At 37.5% G+C, this 25,518-nt stretch carries 18 protein-coding genes; 7 read left to right on the top strand and 11 right to left on the bottom strand.

Annotated elements, in window-relative coordinates:
* Nucleotides 1-24 precede the first annotated feature (24 nt).
* Nucleotides 25-2,835 (bottom strand): TonB-dependent receptor, encoded by a 2,811-nt coding sequence (locus BUA71_RS05605; protein ID WP_072877572.1) that lies wholly within the window; start codon nucleotides 2,833-2,835, stop codon nucleotides 25-27.
* A gap of 98 nt (nucleotides 2,836-2,933) precedes the next feature.
* Here BUA71_RS05605 and BUA71_RS05600 point away from each other — a divergent pair, with 98 nt between their 5' ends.
* Nucleotides 2,934-4,019, top strand: a complete 1,086-nt coding sequence (locus tag BUA71_RS05600; protein ID WP_072877571.1) for an endonuclease/exonuclease/phosphatase family protein — start codon at nucleotides 2,934-2,936, stop codon at nucleotides 4,017-4,019.
* Nucleotides 4,020-4,046: 27 nt separating this feature from the next.
* Here the strand turns inward: BUA71_RS05600 and BUA71_RS05595 are convergent, their stop codons facing one another.
* The gene (locus BUA71_RS05595) at nucleotides 4,047-4,484 is read right to left on the bottom strand and encodes a hypothetical protein (protein WP_072877570.1); all 438 of its coding nucleotides are present in this window, start codon (nucleotides 4,482-4,484) and stop codon (nucleotides 4,047-4,049) included.
* Between the two features lie 575 nt (nucleotides 4,485-5,059).
* Here BUA71_RS05595 and BUA71_RS05590 point away from each other — a divergent pair.
* From BUA71_RS05590 to BUA71_RS05575, 3 genes are all read left to right on the top strand, one after another.
* A complete protein-coding gene (locus BUA71_RS05590) occupies nucleotides 5,060-5,551 on the top strand; it encodes a nucleoside deaminase (protein WP_072877569.1) in 492 nt (163 codons plus the stop codon).
* Nucleotides 5,552-5,585: 34 nt separating this feature from the next.
* A complete protein-coding gene (locus BUA71_RS05585; protein WP_072877568.1) occupies nucleotides 5,586-7,088 on the top strand; it encodes an FMN-binding glutamate synthase family protein in 1,503 nt (500 codons plus the stop codon).
* Nucleotides 7,089-7,488: 400 nt separating this feature from the next.
* The gene (locus BUA71_RS05575) at nucleotides 7,489-8,286 is read left to right on the top strand and encodes an META domain-containing protein (RefSeq protein WP_072877566.1); all 798 of its coding nucleotides are present in this window, start codon (nucleotides 7,489-7,491) and stop codon (nucleotides 8,284-8,286) included.
* A gap of 160 nt (nucleotides 8,287-8,446) precedes the next feature.
* Here the strand turns inward: BUA71_RS05575 and BUA71_RS05570 are convergent, their stop codons facing one another.
* Nucleotides 8,447-9,934, bottom strand: coding sequence for an MltF family protein (locus BUA71_RS05570; RefSeq protein WP_072877564.1), 1,488 nt, complete (start codon nucleotides 9,932-9,934; stop codon nucleotides 8,447-8,449).
* 627 nt (nucleotides 9,935-10,561) lie between these two features.
* The gene (locus tag BUA71_RS05565; protein ID WP_072877563.1) at nucleotides 10,562-11,863 is read right to left on the bottom strand and encodes an NAD(P)/FAD-dependent oxidoreductase; all 1,302 of its coding nucleotides are present in this window, start codon (nucleotides 11,861-11,863) and stop codon (nucleotides 10,562-10,564) included.
* Between the two features lie 509 nt (nucleotides 11,864-12,372).
* On the opposite strand from BUA71_RS05565, the gene cls reads away from it, so the two are divergent.
* Nucleotides 12,373-13,827 carry a cardiolipin synthase gene (gene cls / locus BUA71_RS05560; protein WP_072877561.1) on the top strand — a complete coding sequence of 485 codons (1,455 nt, stop codon included), beginning with the start codon at nucleotides 12,373-12,375 and terminating at the stop codon, nucleotides 13,825-13,827.
* Between the two features lie 118 nt (nucleotides 13,828-13,945).
* Here the strand turns inward: cls and lipB are convergent, their stop codons facing one another.
* Together lipB and BUA71_RS05550 are read right to left on the bottom strand one after the other, a co-directional pair.
* A complete protein-coding gene (gene lipB / locus BUA71_RS05555; RefSeq protein ID WP_072877559.1) occupies nucleotides 13,946-14,686 on the bottom strand; it encodes a lipoyl(octanoyl) transferase LipB in 741 nt (246 codons plus the stop codon).
* The gene (locus tag BUA71_RS05550; RefSeq protein WP_072877557.1) at nucleotides 14,683-14,847 is read right to left on the bottom strand and encodes a YqaE/Pmp3 family membrane protein; all 165 of its coding nucleotides are present in this window, start codon (nucleotides 14,845-14,847) and stop codon (nucleotides 14,683-14,685) included. The genes lipB and BUA71_RS05550 overlap by 4 nt, the downstream gene beginning before the upstream one ends.
* A gap of 327 nt (nucleotides 14,848-15,174) precedes the next feature.
* On the opposite strand from BUA71_RS05550, the gene lysS reads away from it, so the two are divergent.
* The gene (gene lysS / locus BUA71_RS05545; protein ID WP_072877555.1) at nucleotides 15,175-16,866 is read left to right on the top strand and encodes a lysine--tRNA ligase; all 1,692 of its coding nucleotides are present in this window, start codon (nucleotides 15,175-15,177) and stop codon (nucleotides 16,864-16,866) included.
* Between the two features lie 78 nt (nucleotides 16,867-16,944).
* Here lysS and BUA71_RS05540 read toward each other — a convergent pair whose 3' ends face one another.
* Nucleotides 16,945-17,157: a hypothetical protein gene (locus BUA71_RS05540; RefSeq protein WP_072877553.1), complete on the bottom strand. Its 213-nt coding sequence runs from the start codon at nucleotides 17,155-17,157 to the stop codon at nucleotides 16,945-16,947.
* A gap of 210 nt (nucleotides 17,158-17,367) precedes the next feature.
* Here BUA71_RS05540 and BUA71_RS05535 point away from each other — a divergent pair, with 210 nt between their 5' ends.
* The gene (locus BUA71_RS05535) at nucleotides 17,368-19,854 is read left to right on the top strand and encodes a zinc-dependent metalloprotease (protein ID WP_072877551.1); all 2,487 of its coding nucleotides are present in this window, start codon (nucleotides 17,368-17,370) and stop codon (nucleotides 19,852-19,854) included.
* Nucleotides 19,855-20,211: 357 nt separating this feature from the next.
* On the opposite strand, the gene BUA71_RS05530 is transcribed toward BUA71_RS05535, so the two are convergent.
* The 4 genes from BUA71_RS05530 to BUA71_RS05515 all read right to left on the bottom strand — a co-directional run bounded on the left by BUA71_RS05530 (nucleotide 20,212) and on the right by BUA71_RS05515 (nucleotide 25,259).
* Complete coding sequence (locus BUA71_RS05530; RefSeq protein ID WP_072877549.1) at nucleotides 20,212-21,432, bottom strand: permease; 1,221 nt, start codon at nucleotides 21,430-21,432, stop codon at nucleotides 20,212-20,214.
* Nucleotides 21,433-21,535: 103 nt separating this feature from the next.
* Nucleotides 21,536-24,238: a heavy metal translocating P-type ATPase gene (locus BUA71_RS05525; protein WP_072877548.1), complete on the bottom strand. Its 2,703-nt coding sequence runs from the start codon at nucleotides 24,236-24,238 to the stop codon at nucleotides 21,536-21,538.
* A gap of 171 nt (nucleotides 24,239-24,409) precedes the next feature.
* Nucleotides 24,410-24,730 (bottom strand): four-helix bundle copper-binding protein, encoded by a 321-nt coding sequence (locus BUA71_RS05520; protein WP_072877546.1) that lies wholly within the window; start codon nucleotides 24,728-24,730, stop codon nucleotides 24,410-24,412.
* Nucleotides 24,731-24,905: 175 nt separating this feature from the next.
* Nucleotides 24,906-25,259, bottom strand: a complete 354-nt coding sequence (locus BUA71_RS05515; protein ID WP_072877544.1) for a hypothetical protein — start codon at nucleotides 25,257-25,259, stop codon at nucleotides 24,906-24,908.
* Nucleotides 25,260-25,518 lie beyond the last annotated feature (259 nt).

The following is a 25,518-nucleotide window of genomic DNA, read 5'->3' as shown; positions in this document are numbered from 1 at the left end:
TATTTATAAAAATTACTGAATGTTTTAAAATCTCACATAGACCATCGCATAATAAGAAGCACCGGCACCCAACCAGTATTTAGGGGAAAATATGGGTTTTGATCGCTCCCGGTCTTCTTTTAGTGTGCGATAATTAGCATTCCGGGATTGTTCAAATCCGCCGGTTTTATAGCGTTTGTCAAAAATATTGTTCAGGCTCACAAAAAAGCCGATAAACTTGCCTTTTATCAACCAGGATTTACCACCAATGGCATTTACCAAAATGTAGTCGCCAAATTGTTCTTGTTTTAATAGTTTCTCAGCAATATTTTCATCGTATTCCAGAATAGGCAAACCATCGGTATCATTAAGAAAATTAGCTGTTCTGGTTAACGGACTAATATCTAAAAATGCGTGACTAAAAAAGTTCACTGTGGTTCCAAACCACCAATAATCGGGATCGCGATATTCTACTCCCAACTGGGCAGCTTGCTGGGGACCACCCGCTATTCGATAATTTTTTAGATAAGCAGTGCCATAATCTACTGTTTCCTTAAAATCATCTGAAGTTAGGTACAAATTGGGATTATTATTATAGGTAAATTGCCCCATTGCTCCCGCTGCTTTTAGTTTTATAGCTGGTGTGATTTGAGCTTCAATCCCAAATTCCAAACCAAAATATTGTTTATCAATTCCACTTAAAACCTCCTGCACAAAGGCCGTAGTGCTGTTTCTTCCCAAACCCGAAAGACCATCGGCATAGTAAAATGAAATTTCTGTGGCATCTTTAATTTGAGAGAAATAACCGGTTAACCTCGCCTTGATTAAGGCTGATCTAAACCGATAGCTAAAATCTAAATTGCTGATGTTTTCACTTTTCAAATCTTCAACTACTGCATTATTTTGTCTCGAATTGGAAAATGAATTTCTAAGATTGGGAGGTTTGGTAAGGTAAGCAGCGTTTACGCCCAGCAAATGTTTTGCGGTGAATTTATAATTTCCGCCAAATTTAAGTCCGAAATCGGTAAACTGAAGTTTCTCACTTTTTCCTAAGGAATTATCAGGGTAATTACCGTTTTGAAAAAGACCTTCCCTTTCATAACTGGTTTGAGATGCTTTTATACCGATGTAAAAATCTAAACGATCGTATTCAAACTCCAGCTGCCCAAAAGCTTTGTAAAGATTAGCGTAAAAGTTAAAATTGTATTTATAAGGTTCTCCTACCCCAACGCTACGATTAGGATTTTGCAAATCACTTTGGGCTCTTTTCTCCAGGCTATTTTCAGCATCACCTTCAGCAAAAAAATCTACGTCAAGATAAGTTTTTCCGCCCAGCATATCCTTAATCGAAGCAAAATTATGACTCTTTAAACGGCTGTAAGCTAATTTTGTATTCAGCTTAAGATGTTCATTTAACCTGGTGTCAAGTAAAGTGTTAACATCAAACTTTATATCATCATTTCTATCTTCAGAAAGTGAATAAACTGTATAGCCGGCGCGGGCATTGGCGGCATATAGTTTCTCCCAATCTAATTGGCCGTTTTGTTTAAAATCTTCCTGTACCAAGTAGGCTGCCTCATAATTGGGATTGTCTTTAAAACGCAAAAAATAACCGGGCAACTTCTGATAATAAGTAGGATCTGGGTTAGTGCCTCCGCCAACATAAGAATTTTGTTCATTTATTGCTGAAAGCCTTGTTCCCCCAAAATCTATTCTCGAATTACCGGTTTTACCCAACTGCAGCGCAACATTAGCATTAATTTTTGTTTCTTCTGAAACCGTGTAGAAATGATTCAGCATAAAGACAGGTTCTTTAATTTCCCTAATCCTGGAATTCCTTATTTCACCATTCTGATAGCCCCAATAGGCATTGTATTTCCTGTTTTTTAGTTCATAAACTTCTTCGGTATTGGGAGAGGATTTTCCGCGGATATTCGGGGTATAAAAACCGGTGAAATTCAACCTATGCCGCTCATTAAAAGTTTTTTCCACGGAAATAAAAAAGCCATTGGCATCATACAAGCTACCATCAACATAGGCTTCTTTGGCAAAACGTCTGGAGGCCGAAACCGCATAAGCCCAACCATTTTTTAACTCGCCGGAACCATAACTTGCCATTAACCGGCCGGAGTAACTTCTATTGGCAGCCGCCAGGGAAGCTTTACCTCCTTTAGCATATTTTGAAGCGCGCATTATAATATTTGTGGTGCCGGCCAGCCCACCAAAACTAACATTGGAAGGCTGCAAGCCCATGCTAAAAATCTGGTTGCGTTGCACATCATTAAGTCCGCCCCAATTGCTCCACTGGGGACGCCCGGTATAGATTTTATTCATTTCCACGCCGTTAATAAGCACTTTTCCATGTTCGCTATCCAAACCTCTGGGCCTAAAAAAGGTCTGACTAAAATCGAAGGCAGCTGCATTTAAAAACACGTCACGGGAAGCCTGCAACAAGCCCGATAAATTATCGATATTAGCTTCTTCTTCATCCAATTGGACAGTAGAAAGTTGAATGGTACTAATTTGATCGGCCAGGTTAGAAAGTACGGGCTGCATCAGGATAAGACCAAGGTCTTTTGTGGTATTCGGAACTATTATTATGGGCACCCGCAGCGTTTTATAATCCGGAAGTTCAATAATTAGTAAAGACTCACCGGCAGGAAAATCACCCAAAAGCTTAAATTCTCCATTTTCCTTAGAGCGGGTTTCAACAAAACTATTCTCTAACCAAATTTTTGCCCCTGTTAGTTTTTTAGCCGATTGTGCATCGGCTAGACTTCCGTGTAGCGAAGTTTCCTGCGCAAACAATGTTGAAAACATAACGCATCCAAAAAGTAGAAATAAGAATATTTTCATCGGTTTAACACAAAATAGCCGGTTAATTTTCAACTAAAAACAGATAACTTGCAAAAAATGAGTAATTTAAATTCATAAATTAGTTGAACTATCAGAAAATGCTTATTCGTAATTTCCCCCTTTTTATAATTAATTTGCTGTTGCTATTGGCTTCTGAAAAGCTTTGTGCACAAGAGCGGGAATTCAAAATTGTAAGCATCGCTTTTTATAATTTGGAAAACCTTTTTGATACTAAGAACAACCCATTTACTTTTGATGACGATCGCACGCCAGAAGGTGATGACGTTTGGACAACACCTAAATACCACGAGAAATTACAGCATTTGGCAAAAGTGATTTCAGAAATTGGAATAGCCGAAATTCAGCAACCGCCGGTGCTTATTGGTATTTGCGAGGTGGAAAATCGCGAAGTAGTAGAAGACCTAATTAAACAACCGGATTTACAGCAATATAATTATGGGATTATTCATTACGATTCCCCAGATAGGAGGGGAATTGATGTAGCTTTATTGTATCGGAAAGACTTCTTTTTTCCGAAGCATTCACAATCCCGGGAACTACTTATTTTTAACAGCAATAAATCTAATAAAAGAGTGTACACCAGGGATCAATTGGTGGTAAGCGGTATTTTGGATGGGGAAACCTTTCACCTTATTGTAAACCATTGGCCTTCTCGCAGCGGTGGGCAGGCTGCCAGCAATTACAAACGGGAAAAAGCAGCTGCATTAAACCATAAAATTATAGACTCTATTTTTAATAAAGAACCCCTGGCCCGGATTATTAGTATGGGCGATTTTAACGATGACCCTACCAATAGTAGCTTTAAAAAAATTCTTGAAACCAAGAAAAGCCCCAAAAACTTAAATCTACATCAATTGTATAATCCTATGGAGAAAATGCGAAAAAAAGGCCTGGGAACTTTAGCTTATCGGGATGGCTGGAATTTATTCGACCAAATTATACTTTCGGGAGGCTTCACTACCAAAAGCTATGAAACTTTTCAATATTATAAAGCAGGGATTTTCAATAAGAAATACCTGATTAACCAAAACGGGAAGTTTAAAGGCTATCCGTTTAGAAGTTATGGTAGTTCAGGCTACCAGGGCGGTTACAGCGATCACTTTCCGGTATATGTTTATTTAATAAAAGAAGTTCCCTCTAACTCCTCCTATAAGGAAGAATAAAACACTTCATAGCAATGCTACAACCATCTACAACCAGGCGCTCCAGGGAATACGACTAAGCATCACTAACAAACCAAGGGTATAAAAAATCGCCAGGGTTTTAAATTTAGGCTTAGAGGTAAGCTTTGATTTATGTTTTGAGTATCCTATGGTGATTAAAACCAAGGCTATAATCATCATTAACGGGTGCTCCATAATATACAATCGCAAAGTAGAATCGCCCATAACCTCGCCCATTCCTTTTTCCAGTAAAACTTGAAAATAAGGAGCTACAAAGTACAATACAATTCCAATTAACAATTGAATATGGGAAATGATTAGTGTAAATAAAGCAATTCTGAAATTTGTAGCGCCATATTCTTTGTTGGAAGCATAGCCAATAATAGCATTTATGGAAGCGACAAATAAAACGAGCACTACTAAATAAGCCCAGTAAGAATGTATAAATTGTACAGTTGGATACATTTTTTTGCAATTTTTACGGCCTAAACCGAATGTTTATAAAACTTAAAACTTTGCAGCGATTTTGCGCAAAATCCTAATCTAAATTTTAATGAGTAAAGATAGGATTTTCTTTAAAATAGACAACTCTTTTTCGTTGTAGGTAGTTTTATATTTTGGGAGTTATAAATCAGGATAAAAAATCAGTTTAAACCTTGTTAATCTCTTAATACCTAGTTAATTTAAGATTAAGGTTTGTATATTTTTTATGAGACGCCAGAAGGGAAAGCTTTAATAAATTCTATAATTTTAGGAATCATTAGTTCAGAAGGTTTTTTGAAGCTGAATTAAAACCAATTTAATCTTCGAAAAGACTTCTTGTTGAATAACCCGGCTAAAGTTTATGCTTGATCTAATACTCAAAAATGCCGCACGATTAAATATACAAAACGGGAAAGAAATATTCCGGCAAATTTTGTAATCCCGGAAGCAAAAAATGCTGTTAAGACCATGAGGATAATTGCACAACACCTGGTAAGTTTTAAAAATGGAAAACAAACTTTTTCTCACGAAAAAGCAAAAATATACTTTAATCGATAATGCAAACATCAACTAATATCACTAAAAAAGACACCGAACATTTAAGGTATTGTCTTTCCCTGGCAAAAGAAGCGCTAAATGCCGGTGATGAACCTTTTGGTTCTATCCTGGTAGATGCTAATAATAATGTTATTGCTGAAGCCAGAAATAGGGTAAACGAGAAAACTGCCCTTGCACATCCGGAAATTGAACTTGCGCAGTGGGCAGCCGATAACTTAAATGTACAGGAGCGAAAAAATATCACGATGTACACTACCGGCGAGCATTGTCCTATGTGTGCCGCTGCCCACGGTTGGGTAGGTATTGGGAGTTTAGTTTATTTGAGTTCCGGGAAACAGCTAAACACCTGGCTGAATGAGTTTGGCGCAGAGCCTGCCCCTATCAAATTTATACCTTCCGAAGAAATAATTAAGAATTCTGCAATTAAGGGCCCGGCAAAAGGACCTATGCTTGAGAAAATAAAGAACCTTCATAGAAAGTATTATCAGTGATAAAACTGAATTAGATTAAAAGCACTATTTAACTATGAGAAAAGCTATACATTTTACACTTATTATCCTCTTAATAATAGGCGTAATTATTATTACAATCGTATGGCCTATTATTGGATTTTCTACCCTGGCTGTTTTAATTTTCGGGCTGGGAATTTATGATATTACGCAAAAAGAGCATACCATTTTACGCAATTTCCCGGTATTGGGTCACATGCGGTATTTGCTGGAAATGATAGGGCCAGAACTGCATCAATATTTTGTGGAAGATGGCACCGATGGAAAACCTATTGACAGGAATCACCGTTCTTATATTTACCAGCGATCTAAACTAGAGCGGAACACGCATCCTTACGGTACAGAGCTCGATGTAGAGGAAGATAATTACAAATGGATGAAGCACAGTATTTATCCCAGTAAAGTACATACAGAAGCACCAAGGATGGTGGTTGGTGGCCCTGACTGTACCAAGCCTTATTCCTCAAGTATTTTTAATATCTCGGCAATGAGTTATGGTGCCCTTAGTAAAAATGCAATAATGGCTTTGAATATGGGAGCAAAAGCCGGAAACTTTTTTCACGATACCGGGGAAGGTGGAATTTCTGAATATCACCGCAAAGGTGGGGACCTGGTTTGGGAAATAGGAACGGGTTACTTTGGCTGTCGCACTGAAGACGGGAATTTTTCTGCGGAAAAATTTAAAGAAAACGCCTCCCTTCCTGAAGTAAAAATGATAGAAATTAAAATCTCCCAGGGCGCAAAACCCGGTCATGGCGGCGTTTTACCTGCAAGTAAAAATAATGAGGAAATTGCCAAAATTAGGGGAGTAGAACCCCATACCACTGTACTATCCCCTCCCGGTCACAGTGCATTTAGTGATGCCAAAGGTTTATTAGAATTTGTAAAGGAATTAAGAGAACTTTCTGATGGAAAACCCGTTGGTTTTAAACTCTGTATTGGAAGCAAGGAGGAATTTATTGAAATTTGTAAGGAGATGCTGGCAACCGATATAAAACCAGACTTTATCACTGTAGATGGCGCCGAAGGTGGTACCGGGGCGGCACCCATAGATTTCTCAAATTATGTAGGAATGCCATGGGAACAGGCTTTAATTTTTGTAGTAGATACTTTAAATCAATACGGATTAAAAGAAGAGATTACTATAATTACTGCTACTAAAATCTTTACCGCTTTCGATATTTTTAAAGCGCTGTGTATAGGAGCAGATATTTGCAATTCTGCCCGTGGAATGATGCTTGCCCTGGGCTGTATCCAGGCTTTAAAATGTGATACGAATAAATGTCCTACCGGCGTTACCAGTAACGATCCCTCTTTTATGCGTGGTCTTGCGGTAGAAGAAAAGTGGAAACGTGTTAAAAACTATCAGGAGCAGACGGTGAATGAATTTTTGGAGCTTTTTGCAGCAGCCGGCTGTACAGATCTAAGTCAGTTAAACAGATCCCTAATTGAAAAACGGGTAATGGACGATGTGCTGCCATATGAGGAACTTTATCCTACGATAAAGCCTGAACGTTAAATATGATTTATATTTCTCTCGGACAAAATAGTGACGTTTTGGTAGGTGTAAGGTACTTTTTTAGTTTTCGATATTATTTATCCTTTCCAAGTTTTAATTTTGGTTCAGAAGAAATGAACTCGTTTAAACTTTCTCCATTGGCTGAAAAATTCCCCTTTTTTGCCCATTTCCTGTCTTTTTATTCCTTCCATAGCCCCGAAGTTTCGGGACTATGCAAGTCAAAAAAAAACCCTTCAAATGAACAAAAAATGGCTGAATTTTGCTTCAAAGTGAACAGTTTAAATGAGTTCTATAGAATATTATAAAAAAATCAATAATTAAAGATTAACAAAGCTTTAGTTTTAATTGGTTCAAAAAGTTCCGAACCGAATATACCTTTGTAATCTAAACACTAAGAATCATGAAATTTAAACTTGTAATACTAACCGTTTTAACTTTAGTCCTGGTAAGTTGTAATACAACAAAAAAAACCAGCGGTCAAAATGCAAATGCACAAATTACCAATACTACCTGGGAACTTGTGGAATTGGACGGATCTAAAATTGATCAAACCAACATTGAAGGTAAAAAGATTCAGTTTACTTTAAATAGCACAGACCAACGTGTTTTTGGTAATTCTGGCTGTAATAATTTCAACGGAAGTTATAATCTGGAAGATGGACTGCGCATTAAGTTTTCTCAAATAGCCAGTACAAGAATGGCCTGTCCCGAAAATGAGATAAATGAGCAGGAAGTATTAGACGTTTTTAACAAAACAGATAATTACACGGTAAATGGTAATAAATTAATGCTGAATATTGGAAAACGTGCACCTTTAGCTGTTTTTAAAAAAGTAGCTCCTAAAGATAAAATTGTAGAAAAATACTGGAAACTTAAAAAACTGGAAGGTAAGGAAGTGACAATGGCCAACAATCAGGAAAAAGAAATATTCTTTATGCTGAAAGCTAATGACAACAGGCTACAGGGATTTGCCGGCTGTAATTCACTTTCTGGAAGTTACAAACTGGAAGATGCCCAACGTATTAGTTTTTCTTACGTGGCGACTACCATGAAATCCTGTCCCGATGTATCTGTAAATGAAGCTGAATTCTTAAAAGTATTTGAACAAGCCAATAATTACAGTATCAATGGAGATGAATTGACGCTAAATGTGGGAAGAAGAGCTTCACTGGCTGTTTTTGAAGCCGTTTATTTTTAATAGAACGATACCTAAAAAATCAGTTTTATTCACCGGGGCTTCCGGTACGGTAGGTTTTGAAGTTTTAAAAACTTATAATTGAACTCATTTAAACTTTCGGATGATAATGATTAAAAATGACGCAAATTCAGCTTAACAATTTTCCAATGTTTCAAACAGGCTAATTTGCGGCAATTTGCTCATTTTCATCTTTGGTTTTTTCAAAAGGTTTAAAAGGAACTAATTCACGATAATGGTCGTATCGGCGGAAAATATCCCGTACATAATTGAAAGGCTCTGAACCACGAACAAGTCCGTAGTGAACTTCGGGTCTGCTAAAATATTTACGTTGTCGCAGTTTTAAAATAGAATTTTCTACGTGATCATCCCAGCGCTCTGGGTCATCACCCAGGGCTTCGGCCAGTCGTTGCGCATCGCGCACATGACCAAAGCCACAGTTATAAGAAGCCATTGTAAATTTAATTCGCTGTATACTATCTTTTATGTTGTCAAAACGCTTATAAAGATTCTTCAAATAATTTGTCCCACCACGAATATTATCTACCGGATCATTAATATTTGTCACCCCAAGCTCTTTTGCGGTTGCCGGCATAAGTTGCATTAAGCCACCCGCACCCGCCCAGGACTTCACTTGTTGGTTAAAACGCGACTCCTGATAGATCAAAGAGGAAATAAGGCGCCAATCCCAGCCTAAGTTTTCTGCATTACTGCGAATTATCTCATCGTAAGAACTAATTTTTCCTTCATTTTTACTGAATAAATCACTGGCAATACGTCGCCGATAACGCTTTTTATCTTTAAAGTATTTATCGTAAAGAGCATAGTAGAAATTTTTTTTCTTAGAAGTTTCTATCCAGGCATTTGCTGCCTTAAGCAACTTTGGAGAATCTTTGCGTACAGCCCAGGCTATGCGTTGCGAAAAACTCACATTGGTACTAATATCAAGAATAGGATGAAAGGTTTTATTGACCGAAGCAAGATTATAATCGGCTACGGTATAGTCAATTTCCCCGTTTACCACCATATTAATAATATCATCGGTTGTCTTGTTGCCCCCTACTTCTTTTACGTGAATTTTACCTCCAATTTCTTTTTCTAAATTCTTTAAACGGGTATAATAAGAAGTACTTTTTCTTACGTGCACGGTATCATCAATCAATTCAATAGGATCGTTAATTAACTCACGCTTTATTTTATAACCGGGAAGCTTTCGCCAATTTTTGGGCATTCGCTGCACTAAAACCTGATGGGTAAGATAAAGGTAATCTGTAAATGCTACCCTTTGCTTTCTGGATTCTGTGATCGATAGACCAAAAGCCACGATATCACCCTCACCAGATTCTAACATATTAAAAACTTCATCAAAATTATTGGCTACTTTAATATCCAATTCTAAACCCAGGCTTTTGGCAAGACGTTCGGCCATTTCATATTCAAAGCCCATAGTTTCGCCGCGGTAGAGGAAATAACTGGTAGAATTATATAGGGTAATTACATTAAGAACGCCATCTTCCTTTATTTCTGGTAGGTCACGTTCAATTTTATTTTTGATTATAACATTGGCAGGACTGCTTTCTTTATTATCGCAAGAAAAAAGCAGAAATAATGAGAAAAATACTATTATTTTAAGTTTGTAAATGTGCTTCATAAGCAATTATTGGCGAAATATGATTATTTCGCATTGCTTGAAGTTAAACATTAAATATATCAGAAAAAAATAAAATAATGTTAATTACTGACCTATAACATCTTGCATCAATTATATTCGAAATATTTATCGCACTAAACACGTCGTAGAAAAACTTCTCAACTGCGCTAGAACTAACCTTATAATTTAATAAAAAACCAGGTTCTATGTTAGGTTTAAGACTTCGACTAACAAAGCCCTAGCTTGTTAAAGAGGCTACGAATTGGAACGACAGGCTCGGCGAGGCAATTTAGTTTGTTAAACCGCAGTCAGCAGAAATTAAAAAAGATTTTGCAAGTAGTGACCTGCAAAATCTTTTTTTACGAATAATAATTTTCATTGATCTAATATAAAAATATAACTAATTAGCATGTTCTCTTTATAGCAAAGCCCGAAAGCGATTTTATAATTATCCTCTTTGCTATTAGAAATCTTCACGAAAAAGAGTTAATTGAAGAATATCACTTATAAAAAAGGCAGGATTCTCAGTTAGTTAGAGTTTAGTCTTTTCTCTTTTTTCTTTCAGCAAAGCGATCTTACTTCTTTACCGTACAATAGTGAATAATTTATAGTTGTTTATCAAAAAAATTATACTTCAGTTTGTTTCTTTAATTCTGGCATACTTCCGTTTGCAGTTTTACCAATAAGCAATCCATTGGCCTGGCCTTTACTAAAATAAGCAGTCGTCCAGTTCCACATCGTACTGATTCTGTTTCTGTAATTAATTAATAGAAACAGGTGTACAAAAAGCCACGCCATCCAGGCGAACCAACCGGTCATGGTCTTTTTTGGCGTGGTAAGGTCTGCCACGGCTTTACTTCTTCCTATTATCGCCATGGTTCCCTTATCGTTATAGGTAAAAGCTTTTGGTTCTTTATTATTAACCATAGCTTCAAAATTCTTAGCGAGTGCACTTCCTTGTTGGGTAGCAACACTTGCCAATTGTGGGTGTCCTTTGGGGAAATCTGGGTCTGAATATAACACACAGGCATCTCCTATCGCATAAATATTCTCGGTATGATCAACCTTAAAATATTCATTAACCCGCAACCTGTTTCCTTTTTCGTAGCTGTCTTCGGGAAGTCCGTCAAATTTCATCCCTGTCACTCCAGCCGTCCAGATTAAAGTTTTGGTTTCTATGCTGTCACCGTCTTTAAAAATCACTTTATCGTCCTTATAATCTGAAACCATTTTGTCCAGCTTTACGATAATCCCCATTCCTTCCAGGCTTTCCTTAGAATATTTCTGGGCTTTTTCACTCATAGGAGGCAGCACATTGGGAGCTCCATCTACAAGGTAGATGTTCAGTTTTTCATCTTTTAATTCAGGATAAATATCATTGAGGATATTATTACGCATTTCTGCGAGCATCCCGGCAACCTCAACTCCAGAAGGTCCTGCGCCAGAAATCACGATATTTCCCATTTTACGTCTTTCAACATCATCTTTAATATAGATAGATCTTTCAGCCTCACGCAGGAGATAGTTTCGCAGTTTTACAGCCTGGTTAATCGATTTCATGGGCAGGGCATTCTTTTCTATATTTTCCATTCCGAAGAAATTACTCTTTGTTCCCAGAGCCATCACCAGGTAATCATATTTAAGCTCGCCGGTACTCAACAAAACTTTGTTTTCTTCTGCTCGCACTTCTATTAATTTCCCTAAGCGGTACCTTAAATTTTTCTTCTTTTTAAAAAGGGTACGAAAAGGAATAGTAATACTGGAAACATCTAACATCCCCGTACTTACCTGGTATAAAAGTGGCGTAAAAAAGTTATAATTGTTTTTATCTACTAAAGTAACCTGAAGCCCTTCTTTATTACCAAGTTCTTTAGCAAGGTTAATCCCGGCAAATCCACCGCCAATAATTACTATCTCTTTATTTCGCATTTTTTCTGGTTTTTACAATTACCCATAAACTTATTCAAGGCTCTGCTAAAATAAGTTTAGGATAAATAATTGGTTGTTTAGTTGAGAAAATACAATGGGTAAAAATTAGAAACCTGCAACTCACAGCCTGTTATTTACAAGTTTAAGTAACTCGAAATGAGTCTCTTTTCACCCCATCATTTTTCCAATTCAAATATACTGAAAATGAGCTGTTTAAAAAATGGAAGCAGGGGAGAGTTAAGACTTGAAACCCTTGTATTAAGTGAGTTTTAACTTGGTTTAACGAAAGTTAACAAGCTAAACTATAGCAGCTGTTATTTAAAATTTTCAGAAATTATTTTCTTCATTTTTAATCTGAAAGGTTTAACACAGATTATTCGAGAATAATCCTAGTCACTGAGGGCGATAAAGATTACGTAAAAACTTTTTCGAGAGTTTAACCTCATCTAAGTCGGAGTTAAATTGTACCTTTTAAATTGTAATCAAAATTGCTTTTAAGGGTAGAGCCTATGTCCTGGATTCTTCTTTTTGAAATCATCTATATTATTATCCTGGTGCTTACAATTTTGCGTGTGTTGTATGATACCCGAAGTGGTTCTAAGATCCTGGCCTATATTTTATTTATTGTGTTAGTGCCTGTAGTGGGAATGCTTTTTTATTTTTCCTTCGGAATAAATTACAGAAAGCGGAAATTGTACAGCAAAAAACTTGTAGCCGATGAACCGCTTCGGAAAGAAATAAAAAACCGGCTTCAGGTATATAAAGAAAAATTGGACACATTAGGCCTTCTATCTAAAGCGCATCATAATTTATCCAACTTTATAAATAGCACCTCCGGAAGCCCCCTGACCGGGAATAACGAAGTAGAATTACTTTTAAACGGTGAAGAAAAATTCCCAAAAGTTTTGGCTGCCATAGAAGCTGCTAAGTCCCACATCCACCTGGAATATTATATTTACGAAGATGACAAAACCGGAAATGAAATTGCAGCGCTTCTTATAAAAAAGGCACAAGAAGGTGTTGAGGTTCGTTTTTTATACGACGATTTTGGAAGCCACGATTTAAGGAAGAAATTCATCAAAAAATTAGAAAACGCCGGGGTGGCCACAGCACCGTTTTATAAGATAAAATTATATGCGCTAGCCAATAGGTTAAATTACCGCAATCACCGCAAAATAATCGTGATAGATGGGGAACGTTCTTTTGTAGGCGGTATTAATATGAGCGATAAATACAGAAATGATACAAAAAACCAAGACAGTTTATATTGGCGGGATACGCATTTAATGCTTAAAGGTCCGGCCAGTCTTTACCTGCAATATCTTTTTCTATGCGACTGGAATTTTTGTAGCAAACAACAACTGGAGTTTGGCCCAAAGTACTTTCCGGAGCAGCCAGAAAATAAAACTATTGAAAAAGAACTACTGCAAATTGTGCCCTCGGGCCCGGATTCTAACCTGCCGGTTATTTTCTATTCTTTAATGCAAGCAATCGCATCGGCGAAAGAAAAAATTTGGATCACCAGTCCTTATTTTATTCCGGGAGAAAGCTTGATGGACGCCTTGATTATCGCTGCAAAAAGTGGCGTTGAAGTGAAATTATTGGTACCGGGAATTTCAGATTCTAAAATGGTAAATGCTGCGGCGCGCTCTTATTATTCTGAATTATTGCCACACGGAGTACAAATCTATCTCTATAACAAAGGCTTTGTACACGCAAAAACGATGGTGGTAGATGATAAGCTCGCGGTTGTAGGTTCTGCCAATATGGACTATCGGAGCTTTGATTTAAATTTTGAAGTAAACGCTGTCCTCTTTAGTGAAAACATCAATAAAAAACTTCAAAAAGCCTTCGAATACGATTTGACAGTAGCATCAAAAATCAATGCTGAGAAGTGGTTAAACCGTCCTAAGTATATTCATCTCTGGGAGAAATTTGTTCGCTTGTTATCACCTTTCTTATGAGATTTTTAGTCATTGATCTTCCATAAAAATATAACTAATTAGTATGTTCTCTTTTATAACAAAGACTTAAAGCGATTTCATAATTATCCTCCTTGTTATTTGAAATCTTGATGAGATGCTATTTAAATTTATTAGTGAATTTGAGACTTTTAGTTTCAGACTTAAAAAATTCAGCTTCAAATAAGTGATTAAAATGTTTTAAAACCTTCTCCTGAACTTCAGCCAAAGGAACTTCTTTTCTATTTAACTCTACATTTAAGGAAGTTACCGCTTTACCTTTAATTCCGCAGGGAATAATATGATCAAAATAACCAAGATTGGTATTTACATTTAGCGCAAAACCATGCATAGTCACCCATCTACTGGCCCTAACACCCATAGCGCATATCTTCCTGGCAAAAGGAGTGCCCACGTCTAACCACACGCCGGTTTCGCCTTCGCTTCTCTCAGCTTTTAGGTCATACTCAGCCAGGGTAAGTATAATTACTTCTTCCAGAAAGCGTAAGTATTTATGAATATCGGTAAAAAAATTATCGAGGTCCAAAATGGGATAGCCAATTAGCTGACCGGGACCGTGATAAGTAATATCACCACCGCGGTTTATCTTATAATAAGTCGCGTTTATTTTCGCCAGTTCTTCTTTAGAAATAAGCAGGTTTTCTATATCCCCATTTTTTCCAAGGGTGTAGACGTGGGGATGCTCCACCATAAGCAGGAAATTTGGTGTTTCAACGTTTAATTTTTCACGTCGGTTCTTAATCTTTAGATCCAGAATTCTCTTAAAAAGAAGCTCCTGATAATCCCAGGTCTCTTTATAATTTCTAACTCCTAAATTCTGTAGCTCTACTTTTTTATTCATACACCTTTTTTAGGATTGTTTAGAATAATAAGCGCAGCAATAACTCCCGGAATCCAACCTAAAACAGTAAGAATCAATACAATTAAAATAGAACCACATCCGCGATCGTAAACCGCCAGTGGGGGAAACAAAACAGAAAGAATTACACGCCAAACACTCATTTCACTCTTAATTTTTGATTTCTTAATCGCACAAAGGTAAGATTATAAATAGGAAAATTCAGATTTAACAAGCATTGGTTGGTAGTCTGATTGTCACTATATTTGCATTCGTTTTGCCAGTAAGCAAAACCAGAACGGCATTTATGGACAAAATCAAAGAATATAAATAATTGTAACAATCAGGTTAATAAAAGTTTCTGTTATAGCTCATTTTTTTCAGCAGAGAAAATGGAGCCTAAAGTTTTAAATTGATTAGTTACAAATAATCTATTTTATTGCAGAAATAAGTCCGCATACCGAGCAATTAAGAAACATCAAATTAGTAACATGCAGTTATCTGAACAGGAAAAAGTAAGAAGAGAAAAGCTTTCCGCATTGAGAAAAGCAGGTATAAACCCTTATCCCGCCAATTTGTATGCGGTAGAGAACACCAGTAAGGAAATTAAGGAGAATTTTGAAGATGGAAAGAAGGTAAAGCTTGCAGGGAGACTTATGTCTCGAAGAATACAGGGAAAAGCTTCTTTTGCCGAAATTCAGGATTCCAAAGGTAAAATTCAGGTATATTTTAACCGGGATGAAATTTGCACCGGGGAAGATAAAAGCAAGTACAATGATGTTTATAAAAAGTTACTCGATATTGGCGATTTCATAGGAATTGAGGGTGAACTTTTTAAAACCCAGGTAGGTGAAATGACCGTGATGGTTCATGACTTCACCTTACTTAGTAAGTCGATTAGGCCACTCCCCCTTCCTAAAACCGACAAGGATGGAAATATCTACGACGGATTTACCGACCCAGAGCATCGTTATCGTCAACGATATGCCGATCTCGCTGTGAACCCACAGGTTAAAGAGATTTTCGTAAAACGTACCAAGCTTTTTACGGCCATGCGTAATTTCTTTAACGAACGGGAGTATTTTGAAGTTGAAACCCCTATTTTACAGTCAATTCCGGGAGGTGCTGCGGCCAGGCCATTTGTAACACACCACAACGCTTTAGATATTCCGTTGTATTTAAGAATTGCCAACGAGCTTTATTTAAAACGTCTTATCGTTGGTGGTTTTGACGGGGTTTATGAGTTTTCTAAAAACTTTAGGAATGAAGGTATGGACAGGACCCATAATCCGGAATTTACCGCAATGGAAATTTACGTGGCCTATAAGGACTACAACTGGATGATGGAATTTACAGAAAATCTATTGGAGCACTGCGCCATAGCTGTAAATAATACTACCGAAGCTGTTTTTGGCGAGCACAAAATAGATTTTAAAGCGCCATACAAACGCGTGACCATGACCCAGGCTATTAAAGATTTCACCGGATTTGATATTACCGGAAAATCTGAAGCCGAAATTAGAAAAGCTGCCGAAGATATGAATATTGAGGTAGATGAGACTATGGGAAAAGGAAAGCTAATTGATGAGATCTTTGGTGAAAAATGTGAAGGAAATTATATACAACCTACATTCATCACCGATTATCCTAAAGAGATGAGTCCGCTTTGTAAAGAACACCGGGAAAATCCCGAGCTAACCGAGCGTTTTGAACTTATGGTTTGCGGAAAAGAGATCGCTAATGCTTATTCAGAACTAAATGATCCCATAGACCAGCGCGAACGTTTTGAAGAACAACTAAAGTTAGCGCAAAAAGGAGATGATGAAGCGACAGAATTTATAGATCAGGATTTCTTAAGGGCATTGGAATATGGAATGCCCCCAACCTCTGGACTTGGAATTGGAATGGACCGGTTGATTATGTTCCTTACCAATAACCAGTCTATACAGGAAGTACTTTTCTTCCCGCAAATGAAACCCGAGAAAAAAGCGGTAGAGCTAAGCGAAGAAGAAAAAGCGGTATTCAATCTTTTAAAGGATAATGAAATTCACGACCTAAACACAATAAAAGCAGACTCTGGGCTAAGTAATAAAAAATGGGATAAAACCCTTAAATCCCTTAGAAAACATAAGCTGATAGATGTTTATAAGGAAGATGAAAACATGAAGATAAAAGCGGTTTAAAAATAATTATCTTTCTAAATTGATAAGGCATTTTATTACTTTAAAATGCCTTATTTAATTTTCAAATTTTCCTAAAGATTATTTCTTTCCGAACATTCCTCCTACGTTCCCCAGAGTATCTCCTAAACCACCTTTATCACCTTCCTCTCCCCTAAGATATTTATCTACCTGGCCGGCCAGAGGTTCTGGCATGCGGTCTTTGAGAAATGAGGCTACGGTAGTAACCGCGGTTTGTGCTTGTTCTTCACTAATTCCAGCCTTTTCGGAAACTAATTTTACTATTTTGTCCATTACTATTATAATTTTAAGATTATATTTAAAGATAAAAATTTAAATCTCAACTTACCACCTATGGTAAAACATCAATTTTTTTTAACGCTCTTTTAAACCTTTTTAAGAAAAATAAGTCTAAAGACCACTAAATGGTGGTCTTTTTTCGTTTTTTAGTAACCGCTAAAGAAAAACATCACTTCAATAATCAAAAAAATCAAAATTCAATTTATGAACAAAAGAATTACGAATAGACTATTGTTATTAGCACTATCTATTTCGGTTTCCAGTTGTGCTATATTTCAGCCTAAAAAATCTTCGGCTGAAAGCGCTAAAAAAGAAACCAAAAAAGACGGGGATCTCAAGCCTTACTCCAAGGTAATAACAAAAGATGCAAAATCTGACAAAGGCCTGTTTACGGTGCATAGAGTAGATGATAAGTATTTTTATGAAATCCCCGATAGCCTTTTTAACCGCGAAATGCTCACCGTAACCAGAATTGCAAAAACCGCCACCGGCATTGGTTTTGGTGGTGGCAAACAAAATACCCAGGTACACCGTTGGCAGAAAAAAGACGGCCATGTCTTGCTAAGAGTTGTATCTCACGAAATTTATGCAGCAGATTCCCTGCCGGTGCACGAAGCAGTGGTAAATTCTAACTTTGAGCCGGTTTTAGAACGTTTTCCTATTAAAACCATAGGAAAAGATTCGGTGAATAAAACCACGGTGATAGAAGTAACGGATCTTTACACTAAAGACGTGAAAGCCCTGGGGCTGGGAGATGGCAGAAGAAAGCAATATAAAGTATCGCGCTTAGATGAAGGCCGGTCATATATCGATACTATTCGCAGCTATCCAGAAAATATTGAAGTGCGACACGTAAAAACTTATAGTGCGGGAGAACCACCTTCTAATGCCAGTACCGGTTCTATCTCTTTAGAGTTTAGTAATTCTATGATCCTATTGCCTAAAGAGCCTATGAAACGACGTTATTTCGATGAACGGGTTGGTTGGTTTGCTCGTGGCCAAACAGATTACGGCCTGGATGCTCAAAAAAGTAAAGAGGTGAAATACCTGGATCGCTGGAGGCTGGAAGTAAAGGAGGAAGACAAAGAAAAGTTTGAAAATGGGGAATTAGTAGAACCCAAAGAACCTATAGTTTATTATATAGATCGTGCCACGCCAAAAAAGTGGGTTCCATATATCAAAGAAGGAATAGAAGACTGGCAGGTGGCCTTTGAAGCTGCCGGATTTAAAAACGCTATTATCGCTAAAGACCCTCCCAGCAAAGAAGAAGACCCGGACTGGAGCCCAGAGGATGTTCGCTACTCTGTTGTACGATATTTGGCTTCCCCTATTCCTAATGCCAATGGACCTCACGTAAGCGATCCACGTTCCGGAGAGATTTTGGAATCAGATATTAACTGGTACCATAACGTAATGACGTTGCTTAGAAACTGGTTTTTTGTACAAACCGCAGCTATTAATGAAGATGCACGTGGAGTTGAGTTTAAAGATGAAGTGATGGGCCGCTTAATTAGGTTTGTTTCTTCCCACGAAGTAGGGCATACGCTGGGACTTCCCCACAATATGGGAAGTAGTGTTGCTTATGCGGTAGAAGACCTGCGAGATCCTGAATTCACTGCAGAATACGGCACCGCACCATCTATCATGGATTATGCGCGATTCAATTATATCGCACAGCCCGAAGATGGTGATGTGGCTTTAATGCCAGATATTGGGCCTTACGATAAATACGCTATTGAATGGGGCTATCGTCCTATTTTAGATAAATCTGCTAAAGAAGAAAAGTCGGTTTTAGATGAGTGGATCCTCGAGAAAGCCGGAAGTCCTTTATATCGCTTCGGAAAGCAACAGGGCAATGTAATAGACCCCAGTTCTCAAACCGAAGATCTTGGGGACGATGCAGTTTTAGCCAGTGAATACGGAATTAAAAACCTGAAGCGAATTCTGCCAAAATTAATTGAGTGGACGGCCGAAGATGGTAAGAACTATGATGATCTAGACGATCTTTACGGCCAGGTATTAGCGCAATTCAACCGCTACATGGGACACGTGACTGCTAATATTGGCGGGGTTTATGAATATTATAAAACCTACGACCAGGAAGGTGCAGTTTATTCTCACGTAGATGCAGCTCACCAGCAAAAAGCTATGGATTTCTTACAAAAACAGCTTTTTGAAACGCCGGAATGGATGATAGATCAGGAAATCTTCAATAAAATTGAATTCGACGGACAAATAGAACGGATTAGAAAAATGCAGGTTCGTTCCCTTAATAACTTATTGGACTTTGGAAGAATGGCCCGTTTAATGGAAAATGAAGAAATAAATGGAAAAGAAGCTTACGGGTTACTGGATATGATGACCGATGTAAGAAAGGGAATTTGGAGTGAACTTTCTTCTGGCAAAAAAATAGATCGTTACCGCCGTAATTTACAACGCGCTTATATAGAGCGTATGGAGCATTTAATGAACGAAGAGCAGGATGCCATCCCAGCAAAATACAGAGATTGGATAGGACAAAGCGATGTAGATGTAGCGCAAAGTGATATTAGACCTGTAGTGCGCGGAGAATTAAAGACTTTGGAGCGTCAAATAAAGAGGTCGTTAACCCGCAGCGGGGATCGCTTAACAAGATACCACCTTCAGGATGCATTAGAGCGTATTGATCTAATTTTAAACCCTATTAAATAAATGAAATAGCTTTACCTGCCGGGGTTTTTAAAAACCCGGCAGGTTTTAAAGTGAATAATTAGAGTAGAAACTTTTATCCAAAAACATATTATCTAAACTTTACCTCATCAATTAAACCTTTAGAAAAATTAAAGGTCTAAAAAACAACGGCTCGAAGAATTGCTATGAAAAAGATTCTTAGATTAAAAAAAATAATTTAGTTTTAGTTAGTTAAATTTGTTTGAGTTTTTTGAATAAGGAGCAGCAAGGGAACCGAAAATCTAGTTTTATGACTGAGCCAATAAAATTATATTTCCCACTGCTCTTTTTTTTTGCCGAAATTTTAAAATAAATCGGTAATTTTTATTCAGTAAAAAACTATAAAAAGAACTTTATAAAAAGACCTCCCGCTAACCAGGCATAACAAATAAAAGCTATATATTTTAAGCTACTTTCCAACAACTTACTTTTTGGCGCCATTTCTTTCATTTGCATTACATCGGTTCTTTTAAAAAAGCCCAGATAAATTAAGATTCCAGAGATAATTAGAAATACCATATTTAACCAAAAAGTATAATCAATTTTAAAGTGCTCACTTTTGGTAACACTTACAGCCGAAGGGTCTGGCAGGAGATTAAACAGATTAAAACCGTAATGCAATAGCAAGGAAGTACCTACCAACGCGGTAAAAAGCAGAAATAAAATAAAAAAAGACATTTTCCAGCCATAGTATTTGGCATTTATTCTAAGCACAGGAAACACTACCAAATCACTAAAAATAAAAGCCATAACCCCGGCAAAACTTATCCCTTTTCCAAAAAGTAGTGCCGCTAAAGGTATATTTCCCATAGAACCAATAAAAGTTAAAAAAGCAACCACGGGACCAACGATTATATGCTCTAAAATTGTAAAAAAACCAAAATCGGTGTTTCCGTTTCCGGTGTTAATGAACAAGGTTTGGAAGAAAGAATCTGGAATAAAAACTGCCACAATTCCAGCGATGGTAAATCCTAAGGTTACGTCTTTCCAAACCATTTTCCACTCCATCGCATACTGTTTGGCCACTTTAGCCCAGCTGGTTTCCGACTTTACCTTCTTTTTCCAGGATTTTTCTGAATTTGAGGCATCATCATCCTGATCTTTCAGGTTTTTTCTTGCATTTTTAATGAGCTTTTTCGGGTTTATAATTCTAATTAAGAGCCAGCTTATTAAAATTAAAAGCAGCCCTCCAATATATTCCCCAACTACAAACTGCCATCCAAGAAAAATAGCGATAATAATTCCCAGCTCTATCACCAGGTTTGTAGAAGCCAGCAAAAATGCTATGGAAGACGTAAAACTGGCTCCTTTTTTAAATAAACTCTTGGTAGAAGCCAGGGCAGAAAAACTGCAGGAACTACTAATAAATCCAAAAAAAGTACCGAGTAGGAGACTTTTGGATTCGTCCCGTCCCATAGTTTTTTCCATACGCTTTTCGGTTACAAAAATTTGTATGCAACTACTAATCACATACCCTAACACAAAAGCCCATAAGGCCATCCAGAAAAATCCGGCACTGGTGTAGGCCGCTTCTCCCCATTTACTTAAAAAATCCTGCATCTTTTAATTTTGGTTTATTTCAATATTTATCTACGTTTATAAATTAGTTGTTAATAACAAAAGCATTCCTATTAACAATTGACAAAGGAACGCTTAAACTAAATTAATCTAACTTAGCAGCTCTTAATCTTAGGGCATTTGCAATTACCGAAACCGAGCTAAAACTCATTGCCAGGGCCGCAATCATTGGCGATAACAACAATCCGAAAACCGGATACAAAACCCCGGCTGCAATTGGCACACCAATAGTATTATAGATTAGAGCAAAAAACAGGTTTTCCTTTATATTGCGCATTACCTTTTTACTGAGTTCTTTGGCCTTTTTTACCGCTTTTAAATCTCCTTTTACCAGCGTGATCTCAGCGCTTTCTATGGCTACATCTGTCCCGGTTCCCATAGCGATTCCTATATCGGCTTGGGCAAGTGCAGGGGCATCGTTAATTCCGTCTCCTGCCATGGCAACATTCTTTCCTTCATTTTGAAGTTTTTTTACTTCATTTTGCTTGTCTTCGGGCAGCATTCCTGCTTTAAATCCGGTTAATCCCAGTTCTTCAGCCACCGATTTTGCGGTTCTTTCGTTATCACCGGTAAACATATACACCTCAACACCATCGTCCATTAGCGAACTTAGTGCTTCTTTACTCGTTTTTTTAATCGGGTCGGTAATGGTAAAATAACCTTTAATTTCCCCTTTTACAGAAACAAAGGATACGGTTTTACCCTCTTGTTGTTCAGCTGTTGTTTTTTCGGTTATTTCTGAAGGAATAGCGACACTTTCGGCCTCCATAAGTTTATCATTACCAATAGCTACTTTTTTATTTTCTACCATTCCCGTAACTCCCTTACCGGTAACTGAATTAAAGTCTGAAGCTTCCATTAATTCAAGCTTCTTTTCTTTTGCGAAATCAACGGTAGCCCTGGCCAAAGGGTGCTCGCTCTGGGAATTTACCGAAGCGATATACTTTATAATTTCATCTTTATTTTGATCAGAAATCACTTCTACCTTTTCTACCCTGGGTTTTCCTTCAGTAATCGTTCCCGTTTTATCAATAATAAGGGTGTCTATATCATCCATTTGCTCAAGAACACGGGCATTTTTAATGAGCACCCCGTTTTGGGCACCTTTCCCAACCCCAACCATTACCGACATTGGTGTGGCGAGACCAAGAGCACAGGGGCAGGCGATAATCAATACCGCGATAGCATTTACCAGGGCATAAACATATTGCGGCTCGGGCCCGTAAACAGCCCAAACAATAAATGTGATTACCGAAATAATTACCACTACAGGGACAAAATATGCCGAAATCCTATCGGCCAATTTCTGAATTGGTGCCTGGGAGCGACTGGCATCATTCACCATTTTTATAATTTGAGAAAGCAGGGTTTCCTCTCCAACTTTTTCAGCTTTCATGGTAAAACTTCGGTTCCCGTTAATGGTTCCTGAACTTACTTTATCGCCTTCGGCTTTATCCACAGGAATGGGTTCTCCCGTAATCATAGATTCGTCTATATTAGAATTTCCGTTTTCAATAATTCCGTCCACCGGGATTTTATCACCGGGTTTTACCCTTAAAACATCCCCCTTCTGAATTTCATCTATCGAAACTTCTTTTTCTTCGCCATTAACTACTTTAATCGCTTTGTTGGGTGCAAGTTTCAATAATTCCTTTATCGCAGAATTGGTTTTGCTATGTGCGCGGGCTTCCAAAACCTGGCCCAGCAAAACAAGAGTTAGGATCACCGTGGCAGCTTCAAAATAAACGTGTACAGCCCCTCCATCGGTCTTGAACTGGGGCGGAAAGAAATCGGGGAACAATAAACCAAAAACACTAAAAATCCAGGCCACGCCGGCACCAATACCAATAAGCGTAAACATATTGAGGTTCCAGGTTTTTATAGACCTGTAAGCCCTTTCAAAAAACATCCAGGTAGCGTAAAAGACAACTGGCAGTGAAAGCCCAAATTGAATCCAATTCCAATATTTAATATCCAGAATATCATACAAAGGATTGCCCGGAATCATTTCAGACATCGCGATAATGAAAATCGGCAAGGTAAAAATAACCGCGATTTTAAACTTTTTTAGAAGTTTTTTATATGACTTGTTTTCTGAAGACTCTTCGGGTTCTTTTGGCACCAGGTCCATCCCACATTTTGGGCAGTCGCCCGGGCCATCCTGTACCACTTCGGGGTGCATAGGGCAGGTATATTTGGTGGCTTGCGGCTTTAGGTTGGCCTCTTCTACCAAATCCATTCCGCAAACAGGGCAATCGCCGGGCTTATCATAGGTTTTATCACCTTCGCAATGCATAGGGCAATAAAACACACCGGAACCCTCCCCACTATTGGAAGTTTTCTTTTTTTTAGGTTCTGCCTTTTTACCGGGTTCGTGAATTTCATAACCTCCGTCATCTTCTTTTAAAGCTTTTTGCAGTTTTTTTAAGGGGATATTCTCTTTTGAGACTATTCGTGCTTCAGATTTTTCCAAATTGACTTCAGCAAACTTAACGCCTTCAACTTTCTTGAGGGTTTTCTCAACATGGGACCTACACCCCATACAGGTCATTCCGCTAACGGGATAAATTTCGACCATATCTTCATCAGAATAAATCGAATAATTGCTGTCTTCCAATGCATTCTGAAATTTCTCGAGCGGAATATGTTTCCCCATCTCGATTTTGGCAGAAGCTTTTTCCAGATCTACCTTAGCATTGGTAACGCCTTCCACGTTATTTAAGGAGTTTTCAACGTGGCCCCTGCAACCCATACAGGTCATTCCTGAAATTTGATAAGTATGTTTCATAAGTATTATTGAAGAGAAAAGACTGTTTGAACCCCTGTTGTTAGTTACGTCATGCTGTTCCGAAGCCTCGGGATTGTTTCAGCATCTAAGTTGATAAAAATTAGAACCTGAAACAAGTTCAGGTTGACGTCTAACAGGGAAAATTCAAACAGCCTTAATAAAATTTAATTTCTATGCCAAATAAGCTTCACAAGCTTCAACACATTCTTTACAAGCCTGTGCGCAATCCTTACAGTGCTGGTGATCGTGCTTACCGCACTCATCTGCACATTCCTGGCAAACTTTTTTACAGTATTCAACCAGGGCATTCACATCGCTATAACTCGTGGCCAAAATTTGGCTAAGGGAAGAACAAACTTCTGCGCAAACCTTGTCCAACCTAATGCAATCTTTCATCATCTTTACGTTGTCTTCATCGAGACAGGCATCACCACAATAATTGCAATGGTTAATACAATTTCCTAACGCACTAATCAATTTCTCATTTCTCATAATATTGGTTTTTTATGGTTTATCTCAAAATTAGTGGTAATTAGAGAAACAGACTTTTAAAATTTTGGTAAGAAGTTTTAAGAAAATGGGAAATTTGAACTTTTTTTGTGAGACCAACTTTTGGTGTAAAACTACTTCACTTGTGAAATTGGAAAAATTGTGTGAACTTAAATACCTAATTCCTCCCACACCCATTAATATAATCTTCCAGGTTTAATTTAAACAAAGCGCCTTCAACCAGGTCATTTATTTGCTCTAATTCAGCAAAACTGACTTTAAAATTCATTTTATCTAAAGGGGCTCTAAGTAGGATATTTCTACAGTTCCTGTTTTTTGGACAATTATCGCAGTTGTAGTATCGGGCCGATTTTATATTATGGGAAAAGTTGCGAATTTCACAGGGCAACAAATAGAATCCCATATCCTTAAAAACCATTTGAATTCGGCGGGAATCTGTATTGGGAACATTTTGCTTCCATTTAAAAGCAATTCCTAAATTGTTGTGGTAAATAAGTTCAACATCTTCCATTTCTAAAAATCGGTTTTCCCAAAGATAAAATTTTTATTTAAAATGAATATAAATAGTAAACTGATTTTTATGAAATCGAGCCAATTTTAATGGTGTAGAGTTGTTTACTAAAAACCTAAATCACAGAGTAAGCAGTCAATATAAGTCCACTCTGAAAAGTATTAATTATTGATTTCTCAACTCCCTTACCTAAACCAAAAAAGAATTCGTTAAAAATCAATAGAGTGATAAAACTTCCCTACTCCCATATATAAACAAC

This window comes from Salegentibacter echinorum (assembly GCF_900129445.1).
In the GTDB taxonomy this organism is placed as follows: Bacteria; Bacteroidota; Bacteroidia; order Flavobacteriales; family Flavobacteriaceae; genus Salegentibacter; species Salegentibacter echinorum.
The sequence above is the reverse complement of the archived record's forward strand: the minus strand, read 5'-3'. Positions and strand labels throughout refer to the sequence as shown.